The sequence below is a fragment of the Microbacterium sp. ARD31 genome, from assembly GCF_031844425.1.
This window is the reverse complement of record NZ_JAUZVE010000075.1, coordinates 1-26,927: the sequence shown is the minus strand read 5'-3', so window position 1 is coordinate 26,927 and position 26,927 is coordinate 1. Positions and strand designations below refer to the sequence as shown.

25 protein-coding genes and 1 pseudogene are annotated in these 26,927 nt (G+C 72.4%); 8 read left to right on the top strand and 18 right to left on the bottom strand.

Features of this window, described 5'->3' with window-relative positions; translation table 11 throughout:
- The 3 genes from Q9S36_RS48285 to Q9S36_RS48275 form a co-directional block, all read right to left on the bottom strand.
- On the bottom strand, positions 1-239 hold a 239-nt coding region (locus Q9S36_RS48285; protein ID WP_311291875.1), incomplete at its 3' end, for a hypothetical protein.
- A gap of 4 nt (positions 240-243) precedes the next feature.
- Positions 244-1,383 (bottom strand): YbdK family carboxylate-amine ligase, encoded by a 1,140-nt coding sequence (locus tag Q9S36_RS48280; protein ID WP_311291874.1) that lies wholly within the window; start codon positions 1,381-1,383, stop codon positions 244-246.
- Positions 1,380-2,498, bottom strand: a complete 1,119-nt coding sequence (locus tag Q9S36_RS48275; protein WP_311291873.1) for an acyl-CoA desaturase — start codon at positions 2,496-2,498, stop codon at positions 1,380-1,382. The genes Q9S36_RS48280 and Q9S36_RS48275 overlap by 4 nt, the downstream gene beginning before the upstream one ends.
- 117 nt (positions 2,499-2,615) lie before the next feature.
- On the opposite strand from Q9S36_RS48275, the gene Q9S36_RS48270 reads away from it, so the two are divergent.
- The 4 genes from Q9S36_RS48270 to Q9S36_RS48255 are packed head-to-tail and all read left to right on the top strand — an operon-like array spanning position 2,616 to position 4,598.
- Entirely contained in the window at positions 2,616-2,774 is a 159-nt protein-coding gene (locus Q9S36_RS48270) for a hypothetical protein (protein WP_311291872.1), read from the top strand.
- Positions 2,771-3,559, top strand: a complete 789-nt coding sequence (locus tag Q9S36_RS48265) for a hypothetical protein (RefSeq protein ID WP_311291871.1) — start codon at positions 2,771-2,773, stop codon at positions 3,557-3,559. The genes Q9S36_RS48270 and Q9S36_RS48265 overlap by 4 nt, the downstream gene beginning before the upstream one ends.
- Positions 3,556-4,026, top strand: coding sequence for a phage holin family protein (locus Q9S36_RS48260; protein ID WP_311291870.1), 471 nt, complete (start codon positions 3,556-3,558; stop codon positions 4,024-4,026). Before Q9S36_RS48265 ends, Q9S36_RS48260 begins: the two co-directional genes overlap by 4 nt.
- Complete coding sequence (locus Q9S36_RS48255; protein ID WP_311291869.1) at positions 4,002-4,598, top strand: DUF3618 domain-containing protein; 597 nt, start codon at positions 4,002-4,004, stop codon at positions 4,596-4,598. The genes Q9S36_RS48260 and Q9S36_RS48255 overlap by 25 nt, the downstream gene beginning before the upstream one ends.
- Positions 4,599-4,651: 53 nt before the next feature.
- Here Q9S36_RS48255 and Q9S36_RS48250 read toward each other — a convergent pair whose 3' ends face one another.
- The 3 genes and pseudogenes from Q9S36_RS48250 to Q9S36_RS48245 all read right to left on the bottom strand — a co-directional run bounded on the left by Q9S36_RS48250 (position 4,652) and on the right by Q9S36_RS48245 (position 5,924).
- Entirely contained in the window at positions 4,652-4,924 is a 273-nt protein-coding gene (locus tag Q9S36_RS48250) for a hypothetical protein (protein ID WP_311291868.1), read from the bottom strand.
- 89 nt (positions 4,925-5,013) lie between these two features.
- A pseudogene (locus tag Q9S36_RS51750) lies at positions 5,014-5,448 on the bottom strand (MBL fold metallo-hydrolase); the annotation flags it as partial.
- 11 nt (positions 5,449-5,459) lie between these two features.
- Positions 5,460-5,924 carry a DUF4383 domain-containing protein gene (locus Q9S36_RS48245; RefSeq protein WP_311291867.1) on the bottom strand — a complete coding sequence of 155 codons (465 nt, stop codon included), beginning with the start codon at positions 5,922-5,924 and terminating at the stop codon, positions 5,460-5,462.
- Positions 5,925-6,115: 191 nt separating this feature from the next.
- On the opposite strand from Q9S36_RS48245, the gene Q9S36_RS48240 reads away from it, so the two are divergent.
- From Q9S36_RS48240 to Q9S36_RS48230, 3 genes are read left to right on the top strand one after another with little or no spacing between them, the layout of a single operon-like run.
- Positions 6,116-6,700: a hypothetical protein gene (locus tag Q9S36_RS48240; protein ID WP_311291866.1), complete on the top strand. Its 585-nt coding sequence runs from the start codon at positions 6,116-6,118 to the stop codon at positions 6,698-6,700.
- Positions 6,701-6,734: 34 nt separating this feature from the next.
- Entirely contained in the window at positions 6,735-7,076 is a 342-nt protein-coding gene (locus tag Q9S36_RS48235) for a DUF2200 domain-containing protein (protein WP_311291865.1), read from the top strand.
- An 11-nt stretch (positions 7,077-7,087) separates the two neighbouring features.
- Positions 7,088-8,161 carry a spore photoproduct lyase family protein gene (locus tag Q9S36_RS48230; RefSeq protein WP_311291864.1) on the top strand — a complete coding sequence of 358 codons (1,074 nt, stop codon included), beginning with the start codon at positions 7,088-7,090 and terminating at the stop codon, positions 8,159-8,161.
- A gap of 11 nt (positions 8,162-8,172) precedes the next feature.
- Here Q9S36_RS48230 and Q9S36_RS48225 read toward each other — a convergent pair whose 3' ends face one another.
- Both Q9S36_RS48225 and Q9S36_RS48220 read right to left on the bottom strand, forming a co-directional pair.
- Entirely contained in the window at positions 8,173-9,840 is a 1,668-nt protein-coding gene (locus tag Q9S36_RS48225; RefSeq protein ID WP_311291863.1) for a copper resistance protein CopC, read from the bottom strand.
- Positions 9,837-10,421, bottom strand: a complete 585-nt coding sequence (locus tag Q9S36_RS48220) for a YcnI family protein (protein ID WP_311291862.1) — start codon at positions 10,419-10,421, stop codon at positions 9,837-9,839. The genes Q9S36_RS48225 and Q9S36_RS48220 overlap by 4 nt, the downstream gene beginning before the upstream one ends.
- 193 nt (positions 10,422-10,614) lie before the next feature.
- Between Q9S36_RS48220 and Q9S36_RS48215 the strand changes: the two genes are divergently transcribed.
- On the top strand, positions 10,615-10,839 hold the full coding sequence (locus Q9S36_RS48215) for a tautomerase family protein (protein WP_310245964.1): 225 nt from the start codon (positions 10,615-10,617) through the stop codon (positions 10,837-10,839).
- Between the two features lie 86 nt (positions 10,840-10,925).
- Here Q9S36_RS48215 and Q9S36_RS48210 read toward each other — a convergent pair whose 3' ends face one another.
- The 10 genes from Q9S36_RS48210 to kduI form a co-directional block, all read right to left on the bottom strand.
- Positions 10,926-16,730 carry a LamG-like jellyroll fold domain-containing protein gene (locus tag Q9S36_RS48210; RefSeq protein WP_311291861.1) on the bottom strand — a complete coding sequence of 1,935 codons (5,805 nt, stop codon included), beginning with the start codon at positions 16,728-16,730 and terminating at the stop codon, positions 10,926-10,928.
- A 246-nt stretch (positions 16,731-16,976) separates the two neighbouring features.
- A complete protein-coding gene (locus Q9S36_RS48205) occupies positions 16,977-18,077 on the bottom strand; it encodes a sugar kinase (RefSeq protein WP_311291860.1) in 1,101 nt (366 codons plus the stop codon).
- Positions 18,074-18,721: a bifunctional 4-hydroxy-2-oxoglutarate aldolase/2-dehydro-3-deoxy-phosphogluconate aldolase gene (gene eda / locus Q9S36_RS48200; RefSeq protein ID WP_311291859.1), complete on the bottom strand. Its 648-nt coding sequence runs from the start codon at positions 18,719-18,721 to the stop codon at positions 18,074-18,076. Before eda ends, Q9S36_RS48205 begins: the two co-directional genes overlap by 4 nt.
- A 20-nt stretch (positions 18,722-18,741) precedes the next feature.
- Complete coding sequence (locus Q9S36_RS48195) at positions 18,742-20,232, bottom strand: aldehyde dehydrogenase family protein (protein ID WP_311291858.1); 1,491 nt, start codon at positions 20,230-20,232, stop codon at positions 18,742-18,744.
- A gap of 59 nt (positions 20,233-20,291) precedes the next feature.
- On the bottom strand, positions 20,292-21,299 hold the full coding sequence (locus Q9S36_RS48190) for an ABC transporter permease (RefSeq protein ID WP_311291857.1): 1,008 nt from the start codon (positions 21,297-21,299) through the stop codon (positions 20,292-20,294).
- The gene (locus Q9S36_RS48185) at positions 21,299-22,861 is read right to left on the bottom strand and encodes a sugar ABC transporter ATP-binding protein (protein WP_311291856.1); all 1,563 of its coding nucleotides are present in this window, start codon (positions 22,859-22,861) and stop codon (positions 21,299-21,301) included. Before Q9S36_RS48185 ends, Q9S36_RS48190 begins: the two co-directional genes overlap by 1 nt.
- Entirely contained in the window at positions 22,858-23,805 is a 948-nt protein-coding gene (locus tag Q9S36_RS48180; protein WP_311291855.1) for an ABC transporter permease, read from the bottom strand. Before Q9S36_RS48180 ends, Q9S36_RS48185 begins: the two co-directional genes overlap by 4 nt.
- Positions 23,806-23,873: 68 nt before the next feature.
- Entirely contained in the window at positions 23,874-24,956 is a 1,083-nt protein-coding gene (locus Q9S36_RS48175; RefSeq protein ID WP_311291854.1) for a sugar ABC transporter substrate-binding protein, read from the bottom strand.
- A gap of 132 nt (positions 24,957-25,088) precedes the next feature.
- Positions 25,089-25,877: an SDR family oxidoreductase gene (locus Q9S36_RS48170; protein ID WP_396653981.1), complete on the bottom strand. Its 789-nt coding sequence runs from the start codon at positions 25,875-25,877 to the stop codon at positions 25,089-25,091.
- Complete coding sequence (gene kduI, locus Q9S36_RS48165) at positions 25,877-26,695, bottom strand: 5-dehydro-4-deoxy-D-glucuronate isomerase (RefSeq protein ID WP_311291852.1); 819 nt, start codon at positions 26,693-26,695, stop codon at positions 25,877-25,879. The genes Q9S36_RS48170 and kduI overlap by 1 nt, the downstream gene beginning before the upstream one ends.
- Positions 26,696-26,927: the final 232 nt, after the last annotated feature.

The window sequence follows — 26,927 nt, the reverse complement described above, 5'->3', positions numbered from 1 at the left end:
TCGCTGCGCAGCGCGGCGTCGAGGCACGCGCGGTTGGCCGCGCGGTACCCGTCGGGTTCCGAGAGCGGGAAGACGAGCGCGCGGGCCCGAGCGGACTGCACGGCCGTCGTGAGCTCCTCGACCGTCGCGGTGACGGAGTCGCGGTCGCCGACGTGGGTGTGCACGTCGAGCACCGGTCCGTCGGGCAGCTCCTCCAGCAGGCGGTCGTACCACGGCTGCACGAGGTGGTCGGCGTACACGTGATCAGCCCTCCAGGTCCGCCGTCCGCGCGACGAGGTCGGCGAGCAGGGCGGGCATCCCGTCCGACGCCACCAGGCGGCGGTGGCGCTCGGGCTCGGTCTCACGGGCCAAGATCGCCTCGACGGCGTCCAGCGGGGCGTCGTGCCCGTCCGGGGCGAGCTCGGCCCGCGCCTCGGCCAGCACCCGGGCCGCGACCTCGCGCAGCGGCCTCAGGACCAAGTCGACGTCGACCACCCGGGCCTCGAGACCGTGGCGACCCGCGCGGTGGTCGTTGACCGCCAGCACGTCCTCGCTGAGGTCCACGGCGTCCGGGGAGCCCACGGCGCGGCGCGCGATGCCCTGCGCCAGCGCGGTGAGGCCGGCGACGGAGGCCAGCGACGGCACGGCGTCCATCACCCGGACCTCGAGCGTGCCGAGCAGGGGGCGCGGCCGCATCTCCCACCACACGTAGGTGTGGTCGGGCGCCTCCGCGGCGGCCATCGCGGCCTCGGCGCGCACGACGTACTCCTCCCACGAGCGCAGCAGCGGCGGCATGGTGGTCCGCGGGTAGGAGCGAATGATCGCGGCGCGGGCGGAGGCCTGCCCCGAGTCGGTCCCGTGCCAGTACGGCGACCCGGCGGCGAGGGCGCGCAGGAGCGGGAGCCGGTTGCGCAGGCCGCGGTAGGCCAGCATCGCGGTCGACGCGTCGGGCAGGCCGACGTGGACCTGCAGCGCTGCCGTCGGCGTGCGCATCAGGCCGGCGTACTCCTCGCGGATCCGGTCGTAGCGCGGTGACTCGGTCAGGACGGCACCGCCGAGCGGAGCCGTCGGGTGGACGCCGGCCGCCAGCACCCGTGCACCGTGGGCGGCGACCGCGCTGCGCAGCGTGTGGAGCGAGCGCCACGCGTCCTCGGCGTTGTGGCAGACCGGGGAGTTCAGCTCGACCTGGTCGGCGTAGATCTCACCGGTCACCACCCCGGCCGGCGAGCCCTCGAGCGACATCGCGTCGACCAGCGGGGCGGCTGCGGCGCCCATCAGCTCGTCGTCCGCGCCGACGAGCATGAGCTCCTCCTCGACGCCGACCGTGAACTCGCCGCCCGGCACGTGGTCGGGGACGTGTGCCCCGGCCTCCTGCCGCGTCCCCGTGGGACCTCCGCCCGTCATGCGCGACGGCGCCGCGGGGGCACGGACATCCGCACGACCTTGTGCCACGCGCTCGCGACCTGCCGCAGCAGCGGGGCGCTGTGGTAGCTCAGGCCGTGGTCCTCGAAGACCTGCCGGACCGGTCCGGCGATCTCGCGGTAGCGGTTGCTCGGCAGGTCGGGGAAGACGTGGTGCTCGATCTGGTGCGAGAGGTTGCCGCACAGCACGTGGAGCAGCCAGGGTCCGGAGACGTCGGCCGAGCCGAGCATCTGGCGCAGGTACCACCGGCCGCGCGTCTCGTCCTCGTCCAGGTCGTCGACCTCGAAGGTGGCCACGCCCTCCGGGAAGTGGCCGCACATGATCACCGAGTGGCTCCACACGTTGCGGGCCACGTTGGCGGTGAGGTTGGCGGTGAGCGTGCTGCGGGCGGAGCCGGTCGGCGCGGACAGCAGCGGGTGCAGGACGTAGTCGCGGAACGCGTTGCGCCCGGCACGGCGCGCGGTGGTGCGCAGCTCGGCCTTGAGCTCCGGGGAGAAGCCCTTCCCGGACCGCAGGGTCTCCCCGAGGTCGAGGTCGTACATCGCGATGCCGTACTCGAAGATCAGCGCGTTGACGAGGTTCCACAGCGGCTGGGCGAGGTGGCGCGGCTCCCACTCCTGCGCCTCGTCGACGCGGAGGATGCCGTAGCCGAGGTCGTTGTCCTTGCCGACCACGTTGGTGTTCACGTGGTGGCGGTCGTTGTGGGCGCGCTGCCACTGGTCGGGGGCCGAGGCGTGGTCCCAGTCCCAGGTGGAGGAGTGGATGCGCGGGTCCCGCATCCAGTCCCACTGGCCGTGCAGCACGTTGTGGCCGATCTCCATGTTGTCCAGGACCTTCGACAGCGTCAGCGAGGCGGTGCCCAGCCACCAGGCCACCCGGCTCCGGCTGCCCAGGAGCACCAGGCGGCCGCCGACCTCCAAGCAGCGTTGGACGGCGATGACGCGCCGGATGTACGCCGCGTCGCGCGCCCCACGCGTCGCGAGCACCTCCTCGCGCACGGCGTCCAGCCGCCGCCCGATCTCCTCGACCTCCTCGGCCGAGAGGTCCGCGTAGCCGCGTGGACGGGTCGGAGCGGGGTCGCGCAGGAGGGCGGGCATCACCCTCTGTAGCCCGCGACCGCCCCGCCCATGCGCCCGGCGCGCGTCCGGGTGCGCACTTCGTCCGAAGGGGTGGGAGGGGTGGAGTGCGCTGCGGATCGGTGGGTACCGAGCGCCATGGCACAGGACACGCAGGACCACGACCAGGACGCGGAGCCGCCCACCCCGGACGGCACCGAGCCGGACACCGAGCAGCTCCGTCCGGGCTCCGAGCCCGCGAGCGACCCGGACCCCGACCCCGACGCAGGAACCGACGCACACCAGGAGGACGCATGACGACCTACGGCAGCGACCCGAGCACCACCTCGGGCGACACCAGCACCACCGACAAGGCCAGGGATACCGCCTCGACGGCGGCCGACCAGGGCAGGCAGGTGGCAGGCACGGCCAAGGACGAGGCGCTGAGCGTCGCGAGCACCGCTGCGGACCAGGCACGTTCGGTGGTGGGCGATGCCAGGCAGCAGGTGACGAGCCAGCTGAACGACCAGGCCACCACCGGTCGCGACCGGCTCTCGGAGACCCTGCGCACCCTGGGCGACGACCTGCAGCAGATGGCCGAGGGCCAGGGACCCGCCCAGGGCATGGCCACCGACCTCGCCCGCGAGGTCTCGGACCGCGTCCGCACGCTCGGCAGCCACCTCGAGAACCGTGAGCCCTCGCAGCTGCTCGACGACGCCCGCGACTTCGCGCGCCGCCGTCCCGGCACCTTCCTGCTGGGCGCGCTCGCCGCCGGCGTGGTGGCGGGACGGATGTTCCGGGCCACCGCGGACGGCGCTGCCGCGGCGTCGCTCGCCGAGTCCGGCGGCACGCCCGGCACGACCGGCACGACCGGCACGACGTACGGGACCACCGGCGTCGGCACCGGTCCGATGGCCACGGCCAGCGGGTCCGCCGCGCTGGCCGGCGAGCCGGGCACCGCCTCGTTCACCGAGTCGAGCACCGACCGCCCCGGCACGACGGGGTACGACACCCCGGTGACGCCGGCGACGACGACGATGCCGGCGAGCACCGACTCCACGTCGAGCGGGCTCCCCGGCCAGCAGACGCAGGACGCGCCGTGACCGGGGCCCCGGGAGTGGACCCCGTGGTCGGCACGGCTCCGGCGGCACCCCCGCCCACCGGAGCCCACGCGGCCCGGCCGGGCGCCGGCGACGACCGGAGCCTCGGCGAGATCGTGGGCGACCTGAGCCACGACCTCACCACGCTGGTGAAGCAGGAGCTCGAGCTGGCCCGCACCGAGCTCAAGGAGGAGGCCGGCAAGGCCGGGAAGGGCGCCGGGATGCTCGGCGGGGCCGGTGTCGCCGGCCTGCTCGCGCTCGTGCTGGGCTCGTTCGCCCTCGCCTACCTCCTGGACAACTGGATGCCCGTCGAGCTGGCGTTCCTGATCGTCACGATCCTGTGGGCGATCGTCGGCGCCGTGCTGGCAGCCAGGGGCCGCAAGGAGCTCAAGAACGCACATCCGGAGCTGCCGGAGACGCAGCAGACACTCAAGGAGGACGCAGCATGGGCCAGAGCACAGAAGAACTGAGGGCAGAGATCGAGCAGACGCGGCAGTCGATGACCGCCGACGTGGACGCCCTGCAGGACCGGGTCAGCCCGTCGGCCATCGTCGAGCGGCGCAAGGAGGCCGCGCGCGGTCGCGTGCGCGGCATGCGCGACAAGGTGATGGGCACCGCCCACGGCCTCACGTCGTCCGCGTCCGGCACCGTCGGGTCCACGCGGGACTCGGCCGCCGGCGCCGTCGACTCGGCGAAGGGCACGGCCCACGACGCCGTGAGCGGGGCGCAGGACAAGGTCCAGGGTGCTCCGCTGGCCGCCGGGCTGGTCGCCTTCGGTGCGGGGATGATCGTCTCCGCGCTGATCCCGGCCTCGGAGAAGGAGGCCGTGGCAGCCGGCCACGTCGTCGATGCCGCCAAGGAGCACGGCCAGCCGGTCGTGGACCAGGCGAAGTCGGTCGCGGAGGACGTCGCCCGGGACCTCAAGGGCACCGCCACCGAGGCGGCCCAGGAGGTCAAGGACTCCGCCGCCCAGAGCGCCGAGAAGGTCAAGTCCGAGGGGCAGTCGGGCGTGGACGAGGTCCGCTCCCAGACTCAGTCCTGACGGTCACCACTGCGCCGGGTCGCCAGGGGGCGGCCCGGCGCAGTGCTGCGTCGTCACACGGGCGGCTCGAGGCTGACCACGTCTCCCCGACGCGGGGCGCGCAGCACCGCCGGCGTACCACTCGCCGCGAGCCGTTCGACGAAGTCGGAGAGTGGCGAGCGGAACACCGTGTAGTCGTCGTGGTGGACCGGTACGACGACCGCTGGGGCGCACCGCTCGACGAAGTCGACGCCCATCGGACCGTCCATCGTGACCGTGCGCAGGAGGACCCGCGTGCCGCCGAGGTGCACCACGGCCGCGTCGATGTCGGGGAACCGCTCGCGCACCTCGTCGACGTGGGTGCCGGTGAGCGTGTCCCGCTGAAGTAGACGCGCCGACGCACCTCGCCGCCGACGACGTGCTCGACGACGCTCCCCATGACCGGCGGCAGCATCGCGCCGAGCAGGCCACGAGCGTGGATCGCCGGCACCGCCGTGATCCGCAGCTCCTCGCCGTCTTTGACCAGCGAGTGTTCCTGCCAGGTCCGCAGGGCGTGGGTGGTGAAGCCCCACGAGTCCAGGCGACGCACCGCGCGCGGGGTCGACAGCACGGGGGCGGAGCGGTCGAGGCGGTCGCGGCTGACCCGGTCGAAGTGGTCACCGTGGAGGTGCGAGAGCAGCACGGCGTCGAGTGGGGGCAGGTCCTCCGGCTCGACCGCGGGATCGGTCAACCGGCGCGAGGACAGACCCCATCCCAGGTAGGCGCGCTGACCGCGGTGCAGGAAGTTCGGGTCCGTCAGCAGCGTGAAGGAGCCGAGCGTCACGACCGTGGTCGCGGTGCCGATGAAGTGGAGTGTGTCGCCGGCGTCCATGCGCGCGGACGTCAGCGGGTCGCTGTGGACCGGCTCCGCCTGGCGAGGACCACGCCGAGGGCGATCATGCCGGCGCCGAGGACGAGGTGCAGCCAGTCGTCGGCGGCGTTGAGGGGGACGAAGTTGGCCTGCGACCGGTCGTCGACCACCAGGCCGTAGAGCCACAGCACGAGGTAGGTCGCACCGCCGCCGACGAGGAAGGCGCGCGCGCTGGCCTGCGTCCGCGCCAGCACCATGCCGGCGACACCGAACAGCAGGTGGACGACGTTGTGCAGGACCGACACCTGGAACAGGCCGAACAGCTCGGCGTGCGACTCGTGGCCGGCCCCCTCGAGGCCGTCGTACGGCGTGGTGATGCCCGGGATGAACCCCAGGACGCCGACGAGCAGGAAGGCGGTGCCCACCAGCGCGGCCGCTGCCTGGACCGGCGAGCCCTGGCGTGTCCTCGTCGTGCGGAGGTCGGTGTCCTCGGTCATCGCGGTGCTCCTCTCGCGGCACCGAACGGCTCGGCGCCCCTTGCCGGGTCCGTACCCACCGGCCCCGGGCGCACGCGTCCCGCGACGTACGCTCCACCCCTACAGCGGTAGTGCCCGGACGTGGCGCACGCCACGGTCTGGGGTCCCCGCTTTCGGGGTACCGGTCCAGTCCCGTCGAGAGGAGCTCCACCGTGAACGCCGTCAGCAAGGCCGCCCGAGTCGTCGCCCACCCCGCCCGGACCGCAGGGTCCGTCGCCGGCAGGACGGTCGGCCTGACGCTGGGCGCCGCCAAGGTCGGAGTACGCACGACCGCACGCGTGGTCGGCTGGGCGGTCGAGCGGGCGGGCGGCCCGACCCCGCAGCACCCCTCGTCGACCTTCACGTCGACCTCCCCGTCCACCTCCGTCACCGTGCCGCCGGCCCCTGAGCCCCCGCAGGACGAGCCCACCGTGACGAAGGCTCCGGCGCAGGAGGCGCCCGCGAAGGTGCCGGCCAGCGAGGTGCCCCTGAAGTCGGCGCCCACGCCGTCGCTCCCCCCCGCGCTGGAGGCCTTCGACGAGGCCGACGACGTGCCGGCGCCCGCTCCTGCGAAGAAGGCAGCGGCGAAGAAGGCCCCGGCCAGGAAGGCCCCCGCGAAGAAGGCCCCGGCCAAGAAGACCACCGCGAAGAAGGCGCCCTCGAAGCAGGCAGCGGTGCTCGCCCCGGCGCTCGGCCTCAGCGAGGACGAGGTGGTCGAGGTGGTCGAGGCCGTCGAGGGAGACGCCGACAAGGGCTGAGCCCGCTGTCGCACCCGCTGCCTATCCTCGAGGCATGCACCGCATCTTCACCACGAGCGTGGCCTCGGTCTATCCCCACTACGTCGCCAAGGCGGAGCGCAAGGGCCGCACCCAGGCGGAGGTGGACGAGGTCATCTCCTGGCTGACCGGCTTCGACGAGGCGACGTTGCGCTCCCACCTGGAGCAGGGGACGACCTTCGAGGACTTCTTCGCCGCGGCGAGCCTCAACCCGTCGGTCGACCAGATCACCGGATCGGTGTGCGGGGTGAAGGTGCAGGAGGTCGAGGACCCGCTGATGCGTCGCATCCGCTACCTCGACAAGCTCGTCGACGAGCTGGCCCAGGGCCGTCCGATCGAGAAGGTGCTGCGCTCCTGACCACGCCACGAGTGCCGGCCGAGCTCACCGAGCGCCTCCTCGACGTCCGCCGGATCTACCACGAGCGCGACATCGAGCGGTTCCCCCGCGCCCGCCAGGTGCTGGAGCGCTTCCCCGACGCCGAGCGCGTCGAGGTGCTCTCCCACCAGGCGATCCCCGGGCTGCACGGCAACGCCGGAGCTGTCGAGGACTGGGTGCGCAACAAGCGCGAGGTGCTGGTGCTGGGCGAGAAGAAGTCGCTGACCGCGCGCCGCAACGAGCGGTCGAGCGACTGGATCGCCCCGTCCACGGCCAACGGCTGCGCGATGGCCTGCTCCTACTGCTACGTCCCTCGTCGCAAGGGCTATGCCAACCCGATCACCGTGTTCGCCAACATCGAGGCCGTGCTGGGCTACCTCGAGCGCCACGCCGGCCGCCAGGGGGTCAAGCCGGGCCCCAACCAGTGCGATCCCGTCGACTGGGTCTACGACATCGGCGAGAACAGCGACTGCTCGGCCGACGCCCTGGTCTCCGACAACGTGCGCGACCTGGTGGACCTCTTCGCCCGGCTCCCGAACGCCAAGGCCAGCTTCGCCACCAAGCTGGTCAACCGCGACCTGCTCGCGTGGGACCCGCGCGGGGGCACCCGGGTCCGGTTCAGCCTCATGCCCGAGCGGCCGTCGCGGCTCGTCGACGTCCGCACCTCGAAGGTCGCCGACCGGATCGCCGCGATGGACGCCTTCGTCGAGGCCGGCTACGAGGTGCACGTGAACCTCAGCCCGGTGATCGTGCACGAGGGCTGGCTCGAGGAGTGGGCCGAGCTGCTCGAGCAGGTCGCCGACGGCACGAGCGCCCGCACCCGCGCCCAGCTCGCCGCGGAGATCATCTTCCTCACGCACAACCAGGACCTCCACGAGGTCAACCTGGGCTGGCACCCGCGCGGCGAGGAGCTCCTGTGGCGACCCGACCTGCAGCAGCCCAAGCGCAGCCAGAACGGCCAGCTCAACGTGCGCTACCGCACCGGCTGGAAGGGGCGCTGGGTGCAGCAGCTCACCGACCTGCTCGCCGACAAGCTGCCGGAGTGCCGGGTGCGCTACGCCTTCTGACTGCGGCGCCCTCAGCGCACCTCGAAGCGGACCGTCCGCACGGGGTTGTCGAACTCGGTCGTGCGCAGCGAGACCTGCGCCTGCCACTCCCCCGCCGTCGGGATGACCACGTCACCGGCGTAGGTCCCCGGCCCGAGGTTGGTCAGCGCGACCGCTCCCAGCTCGACGTCCGCCGTCGACAGGCTGATGCGCGGCGCCTCGTGGCCCTCGGCCGGGCGTCCCGCGTCGTCTGTCATCTCGATCGTCACGGTGGTCGGTCCCACCGTCGCCGGGTCCAGGGTGACCACCGCCGAGATCCCGTCGAGCCGGACCGTCTCCTCCGCCCTCCCGGAATCGGTCGCGGACGCGGCGACCGCGACGTCGGGCTCCGGGCTCCGGTCCACGAGGAACCCGGTCACCAGCAGCACCACGACCAGGACGCCCGCCTCCGCCAGCGTCGTCCGCACGAGGACCCCGGCCGTCACGTCGCGGTCCGGGCGCCGCGCGGCCCGCAGGCGCGGGAGCAGCGCGAACCTGTTCCAGGCCGCCAGCACCACGGCGACCAGCACCGCCAGCACCTTGACCAGGAGCAGCACCCCGTAGCCCGTGTCGAGCAGCGCGTCCCACGAGCCGGCGATCCGCCACGCGCCGAAGGCGCCGGTGACCACCAGGACCGCGAGCACGCCGGACGCCGCGGCCGAGAAGCGGCTCACCGTCCTCGCGCCGGCGTCGTCGCGTGCGGCGAGGTCGCCCAGCACGAGACCGAGCGCGACCAGCCCGCCGCACCACACCGCTGCCGCCAGCAGGTGGAGCACGTCCACGGCAACGACGAGCAGCTCCGGCGACGCGGCGCGCGTGTGACCGGTGAACGCGGGCGCGGCGAGCGCGACGGCGCACCCGGCGAGCACGGGTGCGACATGTCGCCCCGAGGGCGCCGTCGCCGGCAGGAGGCCGACGGCGAGCACGAGACCGGCCACCACCGCGGCAGGTACGACGTACTCCGCCGGTGCGAGGGCGGACCAGGTCGAGCCCTCCGCCCACCCCGAGACGGGCAGGCCGAGCTGGTAGAGCGCCACCAGCGGGACCGCCGCGAGCCAGCCGACGGCGCCGGCCGCGGCCGCGATGCGCGCGACCGTGCGCAGGCGCCGGCGCGACCCGTCCGCCTCGGGGCCGCGAGGCAGGAGCAGCACGGCGAACCCCGCCACCCCCGTCGCCACGAGCAGCCCGGCGTAGCCCAGCCACCGTGCGAGGCTGAGCGGCAGCGGCGCCTCGGTCCCGGCGTCGGCGCCGGTCGTCGGCACGTCCACGACGTCGCTCCGCGCGCCGACCGAGAAGGTGAGCGACCCGCCGATCGGGTGGCCGTCGGCCGAGACGAGTCGCCAGACCACCACGAGCGTGCCCTCCCCCACCTCCTCCTCGAGGTCCACGAGCAGCTCGGCCTCGCGCACGGTCGCGGAGGAGGCGACCTCCTCCCCCGTCGCGTCGAAGACACGGATGCCCGCCGGGACCCCGATCACCGACTCGTTGAAGGTGAAGGTGACGCGATCCGGCGCGGCGTCGAGGACCGCGCCCTCCGCCGGGTCCGTCCCGATGAGCGTCGCGTGGGCCGATGCCGGGGCCGCGGCTGCGAGCAGCAGGACGAGGGCGAGCGGCAGCAGGACGAGCCAGCCGAGTGCCCGACGGAGGACGTCGTGTCTCATGCGCGCCGGCGACGCAGCAGCAGGACGCCGCCGCTGACGAGGCAGCCGATCGTCAGCACCCCGGCGGCCCCGAGGGCCATCGCGTGCTCGGAGCCGGCGGCCGCCGTCACCACGATGACCGGCGCCGGCATCTCCAGCGCCTCGCGGCTCGCCTCGTCGGCAGCCACCTCCGTCCAGGCGGCCTCGCCCTCCTCGCAGCGCTGGACGACGGGGAACACGAGCGTGGCGCCGGGATCGTCCGGCAGCCGCACGGAGAACTCGACCGCGTCCTCCACGCCGTCGGGCAGGGGCGCGTCGGTGCGGAAGGTGATCGCTCCGCCGCCCTGCTCCGCGCGCCACCTCGCGCTGTCGTCGGCCGCCACCTCGGAGACCGCAGCGGGCATCCGGACGGCGACCTCGGTCGTGGCCGACCCCTCGCACCCGTGCGGCACGAGCATCCGGACCTCCGCCGTCGCTCCCGCCACCGTGGTGGAGGGGGTCAGCGTGACGTGGGCCGAGGCGGGCGCCGCGCCGAGCAGCACCAGCGCCCCGGCGAGGACTCCGCACGCCGGCCTGCGGAGGCTCGGGCGGCTGCGGTCCATGGGAGCTCCGGCGGAAGGGGTGACGGGGATGGCGGGGATGGCGGGGATGGTGGAGTGACGCCGCTCACACAACCAGCCTGTCGAACTGTTGTCAAGGATGTGAACTGCGCGTACGGTGATTCGCATCACCGAACCGAGGTCGTGCGTGTGAACGCGTTGAGCGGCCCACCCCGACGAAGGGACACCCACAGCCATGCCCAACATCACCGTCGAGCTGCTGCGAGGGCGCACCCTCGAGCAGCGCCGCGACTTCGCCAAGGCCGTCGCCGACAGCGCCGTGGAGATCCTCGGCGCCCGGCGCCAGGACGTCCGCATGGTCTTCACCGAGATCACCGCCGACATCGTCGCCAACGGCGGCGTGCTCGCCAGCGAGGACGACAGTCGCGCCGGGGTGGTCGCCGCCCTCGCCGACGACTGAGCCGAGCCGGCCGACCGAGCCGATCCACCGGACCACGACGAGGCCGGCAGCTCCGCGAGGAGCTGCCGGCCTCGTGCTGTGCCCGGCTAGCGGAACCGCACGGTGGTCCGGACCGAGGCCTGCTGCACCAGGTCGCTCCCGAGGTAGGTCGCGGTGAGGGTGGCCTGGCCGCCCGCGGGCACCTTCGGCAGCGTGAACACCGCCCGCCCGTCGGTCACGCCCGCGGTCAGGGTCGCCCCGCGGTCGATCGCGATCCGCACCTGTCCCGTCACCGGGACGCCGTGGTCGGTCGTGAGCGAGACCGTGATCACGCCCTTGCCGCCCTTCGCCTTGGCAGCGGTGACCTCGACCGTGGGCACCACCTTGTCCACCTGGACCCGCACCACGGACGTCGACGCCCTGTGGTCGGCATCTCCGCCGTAGCGCACGGTCAGGTCGTGGACCCCCGGCAGGAGCGACTTCGCGGCGAGCACGAGCGTCCCACGCCCGTCCGCGACCGTCGCCGTGGCCAGGACCTCGGTCCCCTTCCTCAGCTCGACCGATCCGGTCGCCGTCGCGGGCGAGACCGCCACCGACACGGTGCCCGGGGTGCCGTAGGTGATGGGCAGTGCCACCCCCGCCACGGCCGTGACCGCCGGAGACTTCACCGTGATCGTCACCTGCGCGGGTGCGGACACGTCCTCACCGTCGTCGGCCCGGTAGGTGAACACGTCCTTCCCGGAGAACCCGGCGGGGGCGGTGTAGGTGAAGGAGCCGTCGGCGGCGACCTCGACCTCCCCGTTGGCCGGCTGGGTGACCGCGGTGGCGGTCAGGACGTTGCCGTCGGCGTCGGTGTCGTTGGCCAGGACGCCGGGCGCCGGCAGGACCAGCGGCTCGCCGCCCACCGCGTCGTACGCGTCCGCCGCCGCGACCGGCGCCACGTTGGTCGGCAGCTGCTCCTCCACCGTGATCGTCACCGTCGTCGCCGCCGAGGAGGCGGTCCCGTCGCTGGCCCTGTAGGTGAAGGTGTCGGTGCCCACGAACCCCGCGTCGGGGGTATAGGTGAACGAGCCGTTCGCCGCCACCGAGACCTCGCCGCCGGCCGGCTGGGTGACGCCGGTCGCGGTCAGGGTGTCCCCGTCCGCGTCGGTGTCGTTGGCCAGCACGCCGGGTGCGGCGACCACGAGGGGCTCGCCCTCCATGGTGCCGTAGGCGTCGGCCGCCCCGACCGGAGCCGCGTTGGGGTTGGCCTCGAACAGCTCGAGGACGTCCGCGGCGCTCAGCTCGTAGCCGTAGAGCCGGAAGTCGTCGACCTGCTCGGTGGGACGGGGATCGTTCCAGCTGCCGTTGCCGATGAAGTTGGCGGTGGTGCCGCCCTCACCGATGTCACCGATGCTGACCGGGATGTTGTCCCGGGTGCCGCCGCTCATGAGGACGCCGTTGAAGTAGATCTTGCCCGTCGTGCCGCCGCCGGTCGGCGACGGTCCGAGGGTGACCACGACGTGGGTCCACTGGTTGAGCGGCAGGTCGGTCGTGCCGGGCAGCTGGATGCGGTACTGCTCGCCGTTGTTCTTGCGCAGCGTGGCGGCGAAGCCCCGGGTGCCGTTCTCGGTCTCGGACTGGAGCAGGAGGAACTCGGTGGTGTCCTTGCCGATCTGGACGTGGGTGGTCCAGTTGGGCAGCGCCGTGGGTCGCACCCACGTGGAGACCGTGACCTCGGAGTCCATCCCGAACGTGAGGTCGTTGGGCAGCTGGACGTGTCCGGCGCCGGGCAGGTTGACCCCCGGGCCGTACTTCGCGGAGCCCACCCAGCCGGCGTTGCCCTGGAGCACGGCGTTGCCGATGGCCGGGTCCGAGCCGGAGTTCACGGAGGTGGTGCCGGTGCCCTCGTCGAACTCGTAGTGGACGGGCACGCCCTCCCCGACCGGCGGCCGGGCAACGGTGTGCTGGACGGTCTCCGAGGAGTCGCGCCAGCCGTTGCCGGCCAGGAAGCGCACCTCGACCTCGTGGGTGCGCGGGAGCAGCGTGACCTCCGGGAAGGTCACCGATCCGCTCGTGACCTCGACCGGGGAGCCCTCACGGGCGCCGTCGATCCAGAGCTCCGCGACACCGGTCGGGTCCGCCCCGGACGAGTCCTCGACCGTCGCCGACACCGTGATGGGGGTGTCGAACGGCGACGGCGACTCCGGCGCGACGGACACGTCGACGGTGGTGTCGAGCGCGGTGCCGTCGGCGTACAGGCCGGCGACGTCGGCCCCGGACAGCGTCGAGGTGTAGATCCGGACGTCGTCCATGCGGCCGTCGAAGGCCGGGTCCGGGTAGCCGTTGCGACCCAGCCAGTTGTTGGTCGTCGGACCGACGTCGGCCATGGTGATCGTCAGGTCGGTGCGCTCGGCGATCTTCTGGCCGTTGAGGTAGAGCGTGCCGACGGCTCCGTCGCGGGTGAACGCGACGTGGTTCCACTGCCCGGCGACGACGTCCCTGGTCGGGACGGCGTAGACGCGCTCCTGGAGGTTGCTCCCCTTCTTCTTGAACGTCGCGGCCAGGCCGGTGCCGCCGGCGGCGGCGTCGGTCTGCATCTGGACCTGGAAGAAGCTGCCGGCGTCGCCGAGGCCGTCACCGATGTGGAACAGGTTGATCCAGTTGGCCTTCGTGTCGGGGCGGACCCAGAACGAGGTGGTGAACGCCGACTCGCCCTGCAGCAGGTTGTCCGGCAGGTCGACCGTGTTGGCGTTGCTCCCGCCCGGGAGGTCGAGGGCGCCGCCCTCGACGCCACTCGCGCTCCACCCGGTGGAGCCGGTGAGCGTGGCCGCGCCGACCGTGGAGTCGGTGCCGGTGTTGGCGGCCGACGTGCCGGTCTGCTCCTCGAACTCGTAGTGGACGGGCACGTCGGAGGTCCCGGCCGCGGTGGCCACGACGACCAGGTCGTCGAGGACCACGGTGGCGGGGCCGCCGCCCCCGGTGATGGTCAAGGGCATCCGCCGCGCATCGGCGGTGAAGGTGCCCGTGTAGGTGCCGAAGGCGTTCTGCGACGACAGGTCGGCGCCGGCCGACAGGGTGGCCGAGAGGCCGCCGACCGACAGGCTGGCCGTTCCGGGCGCGGTGCCCGCGGAACGGCTGTCACGGGCGTAGCGGACCGAGAGGCGGTACTCCCGCCCGACGTCGAGACCCTGAAGGGTCCTGGTCAGGTCGCCCGCGGCGCCCACCGCGAGGTGGTAGCCGGTGAGCCCGAGGCCGCCCATGCTCGGCTGCGCCGCGCGGATGAGCTGCACCTGCGAGTCGACCTCCCACGGGGACATCCGGCCGTTACCCGGCGCCACGTCGAAGCTGGCCGGCACGTTGATGGACTGCCAGCCGACCGGCAGCCGCGGGTACTCGAACTGGTCGACCACCTTCGGTGCGGGTGAGTCCATCCGCACGGTCGGGTCGACCTGCACGATGTCGGCGACCGACGGGGTGCCGTCCTCGTCCCACAGGAACACCATGTAGGCACCGGGAGGCGCGAGGTTGGCGTTGGCGGGCGTGGTGATCGTGACGGTGCCGCCGGACTGGGTGAAGGACAGGTCCTGGAAGTTCTGGTCGTTGTTGAACCCGTGCGTCACCGAGCCGTTGCGCACGAGCGTGACGCGCTCGATCGGGCTGTCGGAGGTCACCGCGAAGGTGCCGTCGTAGCCGATCTTCTTCGGTGCGCCGGTGATCACCGGGCGCTCAGCCGGCTCGTCGCCGTCGAAGAGGTACGCCGGTGAGTAGAGCTCGACGTCGGTGTAGTTGCGCGGGCCGGGCGTGCCGCCGCCACCCACCATGATCCGGCCGTCCGGCAGCAGCAGGGCGACCGAGTGGTAGAGCCGGGCGTGCTCGTGGGGCACCTCCACCACGGTCCACTGGCCCGTGTCGGGGTTCCAGATCTCCGCGTTGGTGACGTAGCCGCCGTTGCCGTTGTTCTCGCGCGAGCCGCCGGTCACGATGACGTTGCCGTCGGGCATGACGGTGGAGGTCGGCCAGTGCCGGGCGTACTTCATGGGCTGCGTCGCGGCGACCACCGGGTCGGCGGTGCCGCCCGAGATGTCGACCGTGATGCCGGCGCGGGCGCCGGCGCCGCCGCCACCGTTGGACCAGGTGCCACCGCCGACCTGCAGGATCTTGCCGGGGCGGTACATCGTCGCGGTCGAGGTGGCACCGACCGGGTTGCCCAGCGCGCCCTGGTTGCCAGTGCCTGCCCCGAGGGTGCCGCGCAGCGTGATCGCGCCGTCACCCGAGGGGTCGAGCTCGAACATCTGGGTGCCCGAGATGTTGAAGATGTTGCCGTTGGTCGGGGCGACGAAGGCCCGCGGGTACCACCAGCGGTTCTCGTCGGGCTGGCCGTTCTGCCCGTCGCCGTACGCCGCTGCGCTGGTCGCGCCGGTCAGCAGCTTCCACGAGCTGCCCTGGCCGGGCGTGTAGATCTCCGGCGTCAGCACGCCGGGTCCGCCCGGGCCGCCCTTGAGCGCGCCGCCCTGCACGACGACGGAGCCGTCGGGCGTGGTGGTGCCGGTGGGGTACCAGCGCGGGAAGTTCATCGGGGCCTCGTTGCGCAGGCCCGAGTTGGTGGAGTAGCTGGTGACACCGATGGCCGAGTCGTTCGGGGCGTTGCCTCCGAGGCCGTCGTCACCGCCGACCGTCATGGTCGAGCGGCGGTGCGGCATCTGCACCTGCATGGAGCAGAACAGGTCGGTGTAGGTGGCGTTGGGGATGACGCCGGAGACGAGGTTGCCGACCGTCCGCACGACCGAGGGGTCCCAGACGTCGATCTCCATCTGGCCGCCCTGCGTCACGCAGTCGTTGCCGCCCCAGTTGTACGGGTTCTGGTCGGTGCAGCCCGACGACACCGAGCCGAAGGACTGGACCTTGCCGTCGGAGGTGAGGGCCGCGTTGATCGGGACCAGGGGCCACGGCGTGACGCCGCCCCACGAGCCCTGCTCGTCCTTGGCCGGCGGCGAGCAGTCGGCCGGGAGCAGGCCGGAGGAGAAGGCGATGCCGTTGCGCAGCTGGGCGCGCACGAAGTCGTCGGCCTGGTTGTCGCCCGCGTTGCCGCCGTCGTCGGCCGCGGTGTAGGCCGAGGCGTGGTGGCCCAGCGAGGAGTACCACGACCGGCCCTCGTCGATGTCCTGGCACCACGTCACGGGGTGGGTGGTGCCCTCCTCGCCGACCTCGGTGCCGGCGGGGAAGGAGGACTCGTCGACGGTCACGAGGGTGCGCACGTCCTGGGAGGGGTTGACGTCCCACTCGTACCACTCGTCGGTGTACGACAGCGGCGATGCCAGGCCCGCGGTCAGCGGGTGCGAGCCGTCGCTGACGGTGACCGTGCCGCGCTGGCCGCCCGCGGGCTCGGGGTGCCCGGTGGCGGCCGCGCCCACGAGGCGGCGGTAGAACGGGTTCACGTCGTGCTCGGTCTGGTCGGGCGACCAGGCCGTGTAGTGGATGCCGACGAAGCCGCCGCCACCACGGATGTAGGCCTCCAGCGCCGCCCGCTGCTCGGTGTTGAAGAGCACGCCGGCGGTGTGGGCGAAGACGAGGACGTCCTTGGTGGCCAGGTTCTCCGGGGTGAACGCGGTCGCGCTGGTGGTCTCCTGGATCTCGGCGACCGCGCGGGACGGGTCGCCGGTGCCGTCGTCGAGGCCGTGCTCGGCCGCGAGGGAGTTGGACAGCTCGCGCACCGCGGCGCGGGTGTTGGCGACCGAGCCGTGCACCCCGTCGCCGCTGGAGAACAGCAGCACCCGCAGGACGTCGTCGTCGGCGGGCGCCGCGGCGGCGGGGGTGGAGGAGGCCACGGAGAGCGGGGCGGCGATCGCGAGGGCGACCGAGGTGGCCACGAGGTGGTTCGCGGCGCGGCGCAGGCGCCGGGAGCGGCGCCGTCGTACGGACAGAAGAGACATCAACGTTTCCCTTGGGCTCGGCGGGGCGGAGCTCGGCGGGCGACGGGTGCGGTCAGCGCTCACGGAGACAGGTCCGAACGTATGACGGAGGTCACACAGAGTCAAGAACTCTGTCCAGAATTGTGAACTCTCTTGATTGTTGGTTCAGATACGTGAAAACAGGTCTGAGTGGCCGGTCCCCCGCACGGGGCCGGACCACCCAGACCTGGTCCGGGGGTGTGGAGAGGTGCCGAGAAGGACGTGGGCTCAGCGACGCACGCGCGCGCTCCCGCCACTGGCGAGCGCCCGCACCTCCGCAGCCGTCGCCATCGAGGTGTCGCCGGGCGTGGTCATGGCCAACGCGCCATGGGCGGCACCGAGCTCGAGGCACTGCTGGAGGGGCTCGCCCTCGAGCAGGCCGTAGACGAGTCCGGAGGCGAAGCCGTCGCCGCCCCCGACCCGGTCGTAGATGCCGAGGTGGTCGCGCGGGGTCGAGGCCAGCACGCCGGTCTCCGGCGACCAGGCGATGGCCTGCCAGTCGTTGTCGCTCGCGGTGTGCACCGTGCGCAAGGTGGTGGCGATGACCTGGAGCCACGGCATCTTCTCCGCGACCGTGCCGACCATCGTCTCGAAGCTGTCCATCGGCAGCGTGCTGAGGTGCTCGTCGACGTGGGCGACCTCGAAGCCGAGGGCGGCGGTGAAGTCCTCCTCGTTCCCGATCATCACGTCCACGTGCTCCGCGAGCCGGGTGTTGACGTCGCGGGCGCGCTCGGTGCCGCCGATCCCCGCCCACAGGCTGGGGCGGTAGTTGAGGTCGAACGAGACCACTGTGCCGTGCTCCTGCGCGGCCGCCATCGCCTCCTCGGCCACCGCCGCCGCGTTCTCGGACAGCGCGGCGTAGATGCCGCCCGTGTGCAGCCAGCGCACACCGCGGCGGCCGAACAGGTCGTCCCAGTCGACGGTGCCGGGCTCCAGCTGGGCGATGGCGGTGTTGGCCCGGTCGGAGACGCCGACCGCGCCTCGCACGCCGAAGCCGCGCTCGGTGAAGTTCAGGCCGTTGCGCACGGTGCGACCGATGCCGTCGTAGCTCTCCCAGCGGATCAGCGAGGTGTCGACGCCGCCCTGCATGACGAGGTTCTCGACGAGGTGGCCGACCTCGTTGTCGGCGAGCGCGGTGACGACGCCGGCGCGGAGGCCGAAGACCTTCCGCATCCCCCGGGCGACGTTGTACTCACCGCCGCCCTCCCAGGCCTCGAACCGGCGGGCGGTGCGGATCCGCCCCTCCCCCGGGTCGAGGCGGAGCATCACCTCCCCGAGCGCGACGATGTCGAGCTCGCACTCCTCGGGAGGACGGGTCTGGATGGTCATGCGGTGGCTCCTTGCAGAGGGTCGTGGAGGGCGGTGGAGGCGGCGCAGCGCCGGGTGACCTCGTCCCAGCGGGCTCCCGCGAGGAGGTCGCCCGCCACCATCCAGCTGCCGCCGACGGCGGCGACGGAGGGGTGCGCGAGGTAGGCGGGGGCGGTGTCGACGGTGATGCCGCCCGTCGGCACGAACCGCACCTGCGGGAAGGCGGCGGCGAGGGCCTTGATCGTGGGCAGCCCTCCGCTGGCCTCGGCCGGGAAGAACTTCACGGTGTCGAGCCCGAGATCGAGGGCCTGCATGATCTCGGTGGCCGTGCTGACGCCCGGGACGATCGGCACGCCGACGTCCTGGCAGCGGCGTACGACGGCCGCGCTGAGGCCCGGAGAGACGACGAACCGCGCTCCCGCCTCGACCGCCTCGTCGACCTGACGGTCGGTGAGGACGGTGCCGGCACCGACGACCAGGTCGTCGTTGGCGGCCAGGCGCCGCAGGACCGCCGCTGCCTGCGGGGTGCGGAACGTCGCCTCCGCGACGGGCAGTCCGCCCTCGACGAGGGCGGCGCCCAGCGCGTCGGCGCTGGCCGGGTCGTCCAGGACGACCACCGGGACGATCCGGTGGCCGCCCAGGACGTCGGTGGGACTCGTGCTCACCCCAGCGCTCACTCCAGCGCTCACCGGAGCTCGGCGATGACGGTCTTGAGCTCGGTGTAGTCGTCGAGCCCGAAGGAGCCGAGCTCACGACCCCAGCCGGACTGCTTGAAGCCGCCACGGGGCAGCGTCACGTCGTCGGCGTGCCAGGTGTTCAGCCACACGGTGCCCGCGCGCAGCTTGCTGCCGACGCGGTGGGCGGTGCCGAGGTCCTTGGACCAGACGCCGGCGGCGAGGCCGTACACCGTGTTGTTGGCTGCGGCGACGACCTCGTCCTCGGTGTCGAACGGGATCGCGGTGATGACCGGACCGAAGATCTCGTCGGTCTGGACGGCCATGTCCTCGGTGACGCCGGTGATGAGGGTCGGCGAGAAGAAGTAGCCCTTCTCGGCAGCACGGTCGGGGCTGCCGGCGACGATGTTGGCGCCGTCGGTGACCGCGCCGCGGACGTAGCCCATGACCTTCTCGTGCTGCTCCTGCGAGACGAGCGGGCCCATGGTCGTGTCGGCGTCGAAGCCGTTGCCGACCTTGATCGCCCTGGCCGCCGCGGCGACACCCTCGATGACCTCGTCGAAGACGTCGCGCTGCACGTAGAGGCGCGAGCCGTTGACGCAGCACTGGCCCTCGTTGAAGTAGCCGGCGAGCGCAGCGCCCGCGATGGCCGCCTCGAGGTCGGCGTCGTTGAAGATGATGTTGGGCGCCTTGCCCCCGAGCTCCAAGGAGACCTTCTTCAGGTTCTTCGAGGCGCCCGCGGCGATCTTCTTGCCGACCTCGGTGGAGCCGGTGAAGGCGACCTTGTCGACGTCGTGGTGGTCGACCAGCGCAGCGCCGGCGTCGCCGAAGCCCGGCAGGATGTTGACGACACCGGCCGGCACGCCGGCCTCGAGCAGCAGCTGGCCGAGGTAGAGCGCGGTCAGCGGGGTCTGCTCGGCGGGCTTGAGGACGACGGTGTTGCCGGCGGTGATCGACGGGATGATCTTGAACGCGGCCATGGTCAGCGGGAAGTTCCACGGCACGATGCCGGCGACGACGCCGATGGCCTCGCGGCGGGTGTAGGCGTGGAACTCGCGACCGGGCACCGACATCGGGATCGTGGTGCCCTCCATCTTGGTGGCCCACCCGGCGAAGTAGCGGAACAGCTCGGCGGCCACCCCGACGTCGCCGCGGGCGGACGCCAGGCTCTTGCCGTTGTCGAGCGACTCGAGCTGGGCGAACTCCTCGGCGCGCTCGTCGATCAGGTCGCCGACGCGCCACAGGAGGTGCGAGCGGTCGCGGGGGGTCATCCTCGACCACGGCGACCCGGCCTCGAAGGCGTTGCGCGCGGCGACGACGGCGCGGTCGGCGTCGACGGCCGACGCCTGCGCGACCTCGACGAGGACCTCCTCGGTCGCGGGGTTGACGGTGCCGAACGTCTGGCCGTCCTTCGCGTCCACCCACTCGCCGTCGATCAGCAGCTGACGGGGCGAGGAGAGGAACGAGGAGACGGCGGGCAGGAGCTGGGACTCGGTGGACATGGAAACCCTTCCGGGGTGCGGGGTGCTGGGATCAGTGGTGGAGGTCAGGTCGGCCGCGGCTACTTGATGATCGCCACCTTCGACCGGTCGAGGGTGAGCGCGACGGCGGCGACGATGATCGCGCCGTAGAGGATCTGCTCCCACGCCGACGGGACGCCGACGATCGGCAGGCCGACGCGCAGCAGCGTGACGACGAGCGCTCCGGCGAGGCTGCGCCAGAGCGACCCGTGGCCGCCCGTGATCGCCGTACCGCCGACCACGATGGCCGCGACGGCCGGCAGCAGCAGGTTGTCGGCCATGGTCGGGCTGCCGCTGAAGTTGCGGGAGGCGAGCATGACCGCGGCGAGGCCCGCGCAGGCGCCGGAGATGGTGAACGCAGCGACCTTGACCAGGTCGACCGGGGTGCCGGCCAGGCGCGCGGCGGACTCGGAGTAGCCGGTGGCGCGCACGAAGCTCTCGAGAGGGGTGAGCTTGATGACCAGCGAGACGACCGCGACGACGAGGACGGCGACGAAGAACGACATCGGGACATAGCCGGCGACGTAGAGGTCGAGCCACTTCGTGGCGTCACGGTCGACCACTCGGATCGGGCCGGCGTCGGAGATGACGAGGGCGACGGCGGAGAAGATGCTCATGCCACCGAGCGTCACGACGAAGGACGGGATCCGCAGCAGCACGTGGGCGATGCCCTGGACGGCGCCGATCGCACCGGCCGCCGCCACGACCGCGAGGATCGTGAGCCCGCCCAGGTCGGGCAGCCACATCGCGAACAGCACCGTGGAAAGTGAGCAGAGCGCCGCGATCGAGAGGTCGATCCCGCCGCACAGCACGACCAGGGTGGCTCCGGCGGCGAGCACGACCAGCGGCGCGGACGTGCGGACCGCGGCGGTGAGGCTTCGCTGGGTGAGGAAGTCCGGGTCGGCGACGGTGAGCGCGGCGAGCAGCGCGACGAGGGCGATGACCGGCATGAACGACGTCACCCGCTGGCCGACGGTGGGGCCACCCCTGACGATCGCGGGCTCCGCGGCCGGGTTCGACGCCGGCTCGGCGATGACGGGGGTGGTCATCAGACCATCTCCTTGACCAGGTCGAGCGGGGTCGGCTTGGCGCCCGAGGGACAGCCGACCTCCGCGGTGGCCCGGCCGTCGTTCATCACGACGATCCGGTCGGACATGCCGATGGCCTCCTCGAGGCTGTCGGCCAGGAGCACGGTGGCCACGCCGCTGTTGGCGAGCTCGCGCATCAGGCGGTAGACCTCCGAGCGCGCGCCGATGTCGAGCCCGCGGGTGGGGTGGTCGAGCAGCAGCAACCGGATGTCGCCGCCCACGAGCCAGCGGGCCAGCACGACCTTCTGCTGGTTGCCGCCGGACAGGCGTCCGATCTGGGTGCCGCGGTGCGGGGTGCGGATGGAGAGGCGCTCGATCCACCGGTCGACCAGGCTCGCCTGCTTCTGCGGCACGACCAGCGGGCCCGCGCAGCGCGACTTCTGCTTGGTGAGGGTCATGTTGTCGGCGACCGACATCGGCCCGACCATGCCCTCGATCTTGCGCTCCGCGGGGACGTACCCGATCCCGGAGGCGACCGCGGCGCGGGTGCCGGACAGGGTGAGCCGCTCGCCGTCGAGGGTGACCTCGCCGGCGAGGGTGGGCTCGGCGCCGAACAGCGCACGGCAGACGTCCTCCCTGCCGGAGCCGTGGACGCCGACGATCCCGACGATCTCCCCCGCCCGCACCTCGAGGTCGACGTCGCGGAAGGTGCGGCCGGACAGGCCCGACACGACGAGGCGCGGCGCTGCCGGCTCGTCCCCGCGCACGGCGAAACCGTCGTGGTAGTGGTCGTCGGACCCGGTCGAGCCGATCATCATCCGGTGCAGGTCGGTGGGGGCGGCGCCCGCGGTGGGCACCTCGCCGACCGACGTCCCGCCGCGCAGCACGCTGACGCGGTCGCACACGTCGAGGACCTCGTCGAGGCGGTGAGAGACGAAGACGACGGACGCGAACTCGCGCAGCCGGCGCACCTGGGTGAAGAGCGTCTCGATCTCCTTCGACTCCAGCACGGACGTGGGCTCGTCGAGGATGATCACCGGCGGGTGGGAGGTGCGCTCCTCGATGCGGAGCACCTTGGCGATCTCCACCATCTGCCGCTCGGCGAAGGTCAGCGAGTCGGTGCGGGCGAGCGGGTCGATGTGGGAGCCGATCTTGTCGAGCTGCTCCTGGGCGAGGCGGCGCATGGTGTCCCAGCGGTAGATGCCCCGCCGCACGCCCGGTCCCTCGCTGCCCAGGACGATGTTCTCGGCGGCCGTGAGGTTGGGCACGAGCGACTGCTCCTGGAAGACCATGCCGATGCCGTGGTCGGCCGCGTCGACGACGCTCCTGAGCCGCACCTTCTGGCCCCGGACCCAGATCTCGCCGGAGTCCGGCCGGACCAGGCCGACCAGCGCCTTGAGCAGCGTGGACTTGCCGGCGCCGTTCTCGCCGGCGAGGCCGAGCACCTCGTTCTGGTGGACGACGAGGTCGACGCCGTCGAGCGCCTTGACGCCCGGGTAGTGCTTGACCAGCCCGCGCACCTCGAGGGCCGGCACGGGCCCGGGAGCGTGGGCCTCGGGGGCCGCCTGGAGGTTCGTGGTCACTTCGTCACCTGGTTCCTACGACGCTGGGGGATGACCGCTGCCGAGACGGCCGCGACGACGATGAGTCCCTGGACACCGCCCTGCCAGTAAGGGCTGACGCCGACCTGGACGAGGCCGTTGGTGAGGACCGTGACCAGGAGGACGCCGACGGCGGAGTGGAGCACTCCCCCGCGCCCGCCGGTGAGCAGGGTGCCGCCGACGACGGCGGCGGTGATGGCGGCGAAGTCGTAGCCCTTGCCCGCTTGGACGAGGCCGGCGCTGAGCTGGCTGGTCACCATCACGCCCGCCAGGGCGTAGAAGGCACCGGCGAGGGTGAACACGGCGACCTTGTAGGGCGCGACCTTCACGCCGGACAGCGCGAGCACCTCCTCGGCCCCGCCGATGGCGTACGCGTAGCGGCCCAGGCGCGAGTAGCGCTGGATGAGCCAGCCGACGAGCACGCACGCCACGGCGATCCACGTCAGGTAGGCCAAGCCGAGGAAGCGCTCGACCGCCCAGCCGTGGAGCATCTCATCGGAGATGTTGGGCTGCACGCCGGCGAACATCAGCGTCGCGACGCCGAGCCCGACCGCGGAGACGCCGAGCGTGGTCATGAAGGACGGCACCTTCAGGCTGACCAGGGCCAGCCCGCTCAGGCAGCCGAGCCCGGCACCGAGCAGGACGGCCACCAGGACGCCGAGCAGTCCCCAGTCGTTGTCGTTCCTGTTGTTGGCGACCAGCAGGGCCACCGCGATGGCGGAGGCACCCATCACCCCGGGTACGGAGAGGTCGATCGACCCCATCATCAGCACGAAGGTGATGCCGCAGGTCACGACGGCGAGGACCGCCGCCGCGTCCATGATGTTCTGCACGTTGCCAAGCGTGCGGAAGTCCGGGCTCAGGACCGCGAAGATGCCGAAGATGACGACCAGGGCGACCGGCGGACCAGCGTCTCGGAGCGACACCCCCCGCCGAGGCCGGGGGCGTGGCGCGATCACTGCCTCGGTGTCGGCCTGGACGGGGGATGTCATGGTCACGAAATCGCGCCCTGCGAGCGGCTGAAGACGTTGTCGCACGCGAAGTCGGACTCGTCGACCTCGGGGGCGGTGAACTCGGCGACGTTGTCCCCGGTGATGAGGAACTGCTCGGCGAACCAGGCGCGGTCCTCGTCGGCGATGTCGTCGACGGAGAGCTCGCCGGTGGCCACGCAGTAGCCGATGGCGAGGCCGATGCCGCCCTGCCACGGGCCGTCGGAGGAGACGGTCGCGGTCATCGTGCCGTCCTCGATGGCGGTCAGCGCGTCGGGCACGGCGTCGATGCCGACGACCGCGACGTCGTCGCGCCCGGCCTGCTCGAGCGCGGCGAGCGCGCCGAGCGCCATGTCGTCGTTGGCGGCCCAGATGCCCTTGATCTTGTCACCGTGCTTGGTGAGCAGCGTCTTGGTGACGGCGAGCGCCTCGTCACGGGAGAAGTTGGCGGTCTGGTCGTCGAGCAGCTCGACGTCCGGGTTCGCCTCCAGCGAGGCCTCGAGACCGGCGAAGCGGTCCTTCGCGGCACCGGTGTCCAGGATGCCCTGCAGGGCGATGATGCCGCCCGAGCCGCCGATGGCCTCCGCGAGCGCGTCGCCGATCTGCTGGCCGGACTCGACGCCGTTGTAGGTGATGTGGCTCAGCCACTGGTCGTACTCGGTGACCTCGACGTCGGCCGGCTTGTTCCACTGGGTGACGAGGTAGGCGCCGGCGTCCTGGGCTCCCTCGACGATCGGGAGGGTGTCGGAGTCGCCGTTGGGCAGGATGTTCATGACGAGGCACTCGGTGTCGCCGGCGAGCAGCTGGGTGATCTGCTCCTGCTGCTTGGTCGAGTCGCCGTCGTAGGTCAGGCGCTGCTGCTCGAGGCCGACCTGCTCGGCGAAGGCGTCGCCGCCGTCGAGCCAGGAGGCCTCGTAGGGGTTGGACTCGTTGCGCACCTGGCCCACGAGGACGACGTCCTCGGGGGCGCAGCCGCCGGCCTCGGCACCGCCGCCGGTCCCGCCGGCCTCCTCACTGCAGCCCGCGAGGGCAGCAGCGGCCAGGGTCAGGCCGATGACGGCTGCAGTGGGTCGGGAGATGGACTTCATGGTCGATCCTCATTCTGTTCGGTGCCGGGGTCCGGCGGTGGGACTGACGGGTTCTGGTGGTGCGCCCCGAGTGGTGTGGAGGTGTGTGCTCTTCTCTGGTGGTGCTGCAGGGGTGGAGATCGTGGTGCGGGTTCAGCGGGCCATCCAGCCGCCGTCGACGACCAGCACGTGGCCGTTGACGTAGTCGGCGGCCGGGGAGCTGAGGAAGACGGCCGCGCCCGCGATGTCCTCGGCGTCGCCCCAGCGGCCGGCCGGGATGCGCTCGAGGATCGACCGCGAGCGGTCGGCGTCCTCGCGGAGGGCGGTGGTGTTGTCGGTGGCGATGTAGCCGGGCGCGATCGCGTTGACCTGGACGCCGCGGGGACCCCACTCGTTGGCCAGGGCCTTGGTCACGCCCGCGACGGCGTGCTTGCTGGCGGCGTACGACGCCACGCGGATGCCGCCCTGGAAGGACAGCAGGCTGGCGATGCTGACGATCTTGCCGTGCCCACGCTCGACCATGGGTCGGCCCAGCTGCTGGCACAGGACGAACAGGCCGGTGAGGTTCACGTCGAGCACGCGCTGCCAGTCGGCGAGGTCCACGTCGACGGCGTCGCAGCGGTCGATGACCCCGGCGTTGTTCACCACGACGTCGATCCGGCGGGAGGCGGCGAGCTCGGCGCCCACCCGCGCGACGGCGTCGTGGTCGCCGAGGTCGAGGTCGACGACGTCGGCCTTCCCGCCCGCCGCGAGCACGGCCTGGCGGGTGTCGTCGCTGCTGCCGGGCCGACCGAGCAGGACGAGGTCGGCACCGGCGCGCGCGAGGCCGAGCGCGACCGCCCGTCCGATGCCGCGCCCGGCACCGGTCACCGCTGCGCACCTGCCGTGCAGGTCGAACGGCGACCGGACGTGGCCGGTGGCGTCGTCGTGGGACGTGTCGATCACAGGTCCTCCACGGCGACGGCGCTGAGGTCGGTGTAGCAGTTGTTCTCCCCGGCCATCGCCCAGATGAAGGCGTACGACCCGGTGCCGGCGCCGGCGTGGATCGACCACGGCGGGGAGATCACGGCCTCGCGGTTGCGCAGCACGAGGTGCCGGGTGTGGCCGGGCTGGCCCATGAAGTGGAAGACACGGTCCTCCTCGGCGAGGTCGACGTAGCAGTAGATCTCCGTGCGACGGTCGTGCAGGTGCGGCGGGAAGGTGTTCCACACCGAGCCGTCGGCGATGACGGTGACGCCGAACTGCAGGACGGAGGTCTCGACGTCCTGGCCCCAGACGTAACGGAAGAGGTTGCGCTCGTTGGCGGCCGCGGCCGAGCCGAGCGCCACCGGCTCGACGTCGCGGTGGATCAGCGCCGTGGTGGGGTACGTCGCGTGGGCGGGCGCGGAGACCCAGTAGAAGGCCGCCTCCGCCCCGGCGAAGGCGACGTCGCTCCCCCGGCCGACGAACAGGCCGTCGAGGTGGTCGAGCTCGAACTTCTCGCCGTCGACGAGGACGTGGCCGGCACCACCGACGTTGATCACGCCGAGCTCGCGGCGCTCGAGGTGCTGCTCGGCGCCGAGCACGTCGGGGTAGGCGGGGAGGTCGAGCTGGCCGGTGCCGGGCACCGCACCGCCGACGACCATCCGGTCGTCGTGGGTGTAGGTCGCGCGCACCTCGCCCTCCACGAAGAGGTCCGGGACGAGGAAGTTCTCGCGCAGGTCCGCCGTGGTGGCCGTCTCCGCACTCGTCGGCGACGTCGAATATCGAACCTGGATCACGCGGGCACCCCTCGGTCTATGTGAACTGCGTTCGTCTATGTGAACTGAGTTCGAGACTATACGTGACGCGCATCACTGGTCAAGGGGTCGAAATCTGTCCATGTATGCGAACTGGCGCTACGCTTATCGTGATCTCGGGGGCCACCTCCCCGCGCCCCCGCAGTCCACGAGGAGAGTCGCCATGACGCAGCAGGCAGCACTGACCAAGGAGGCCGTCGGCCCCAGCGCCGCC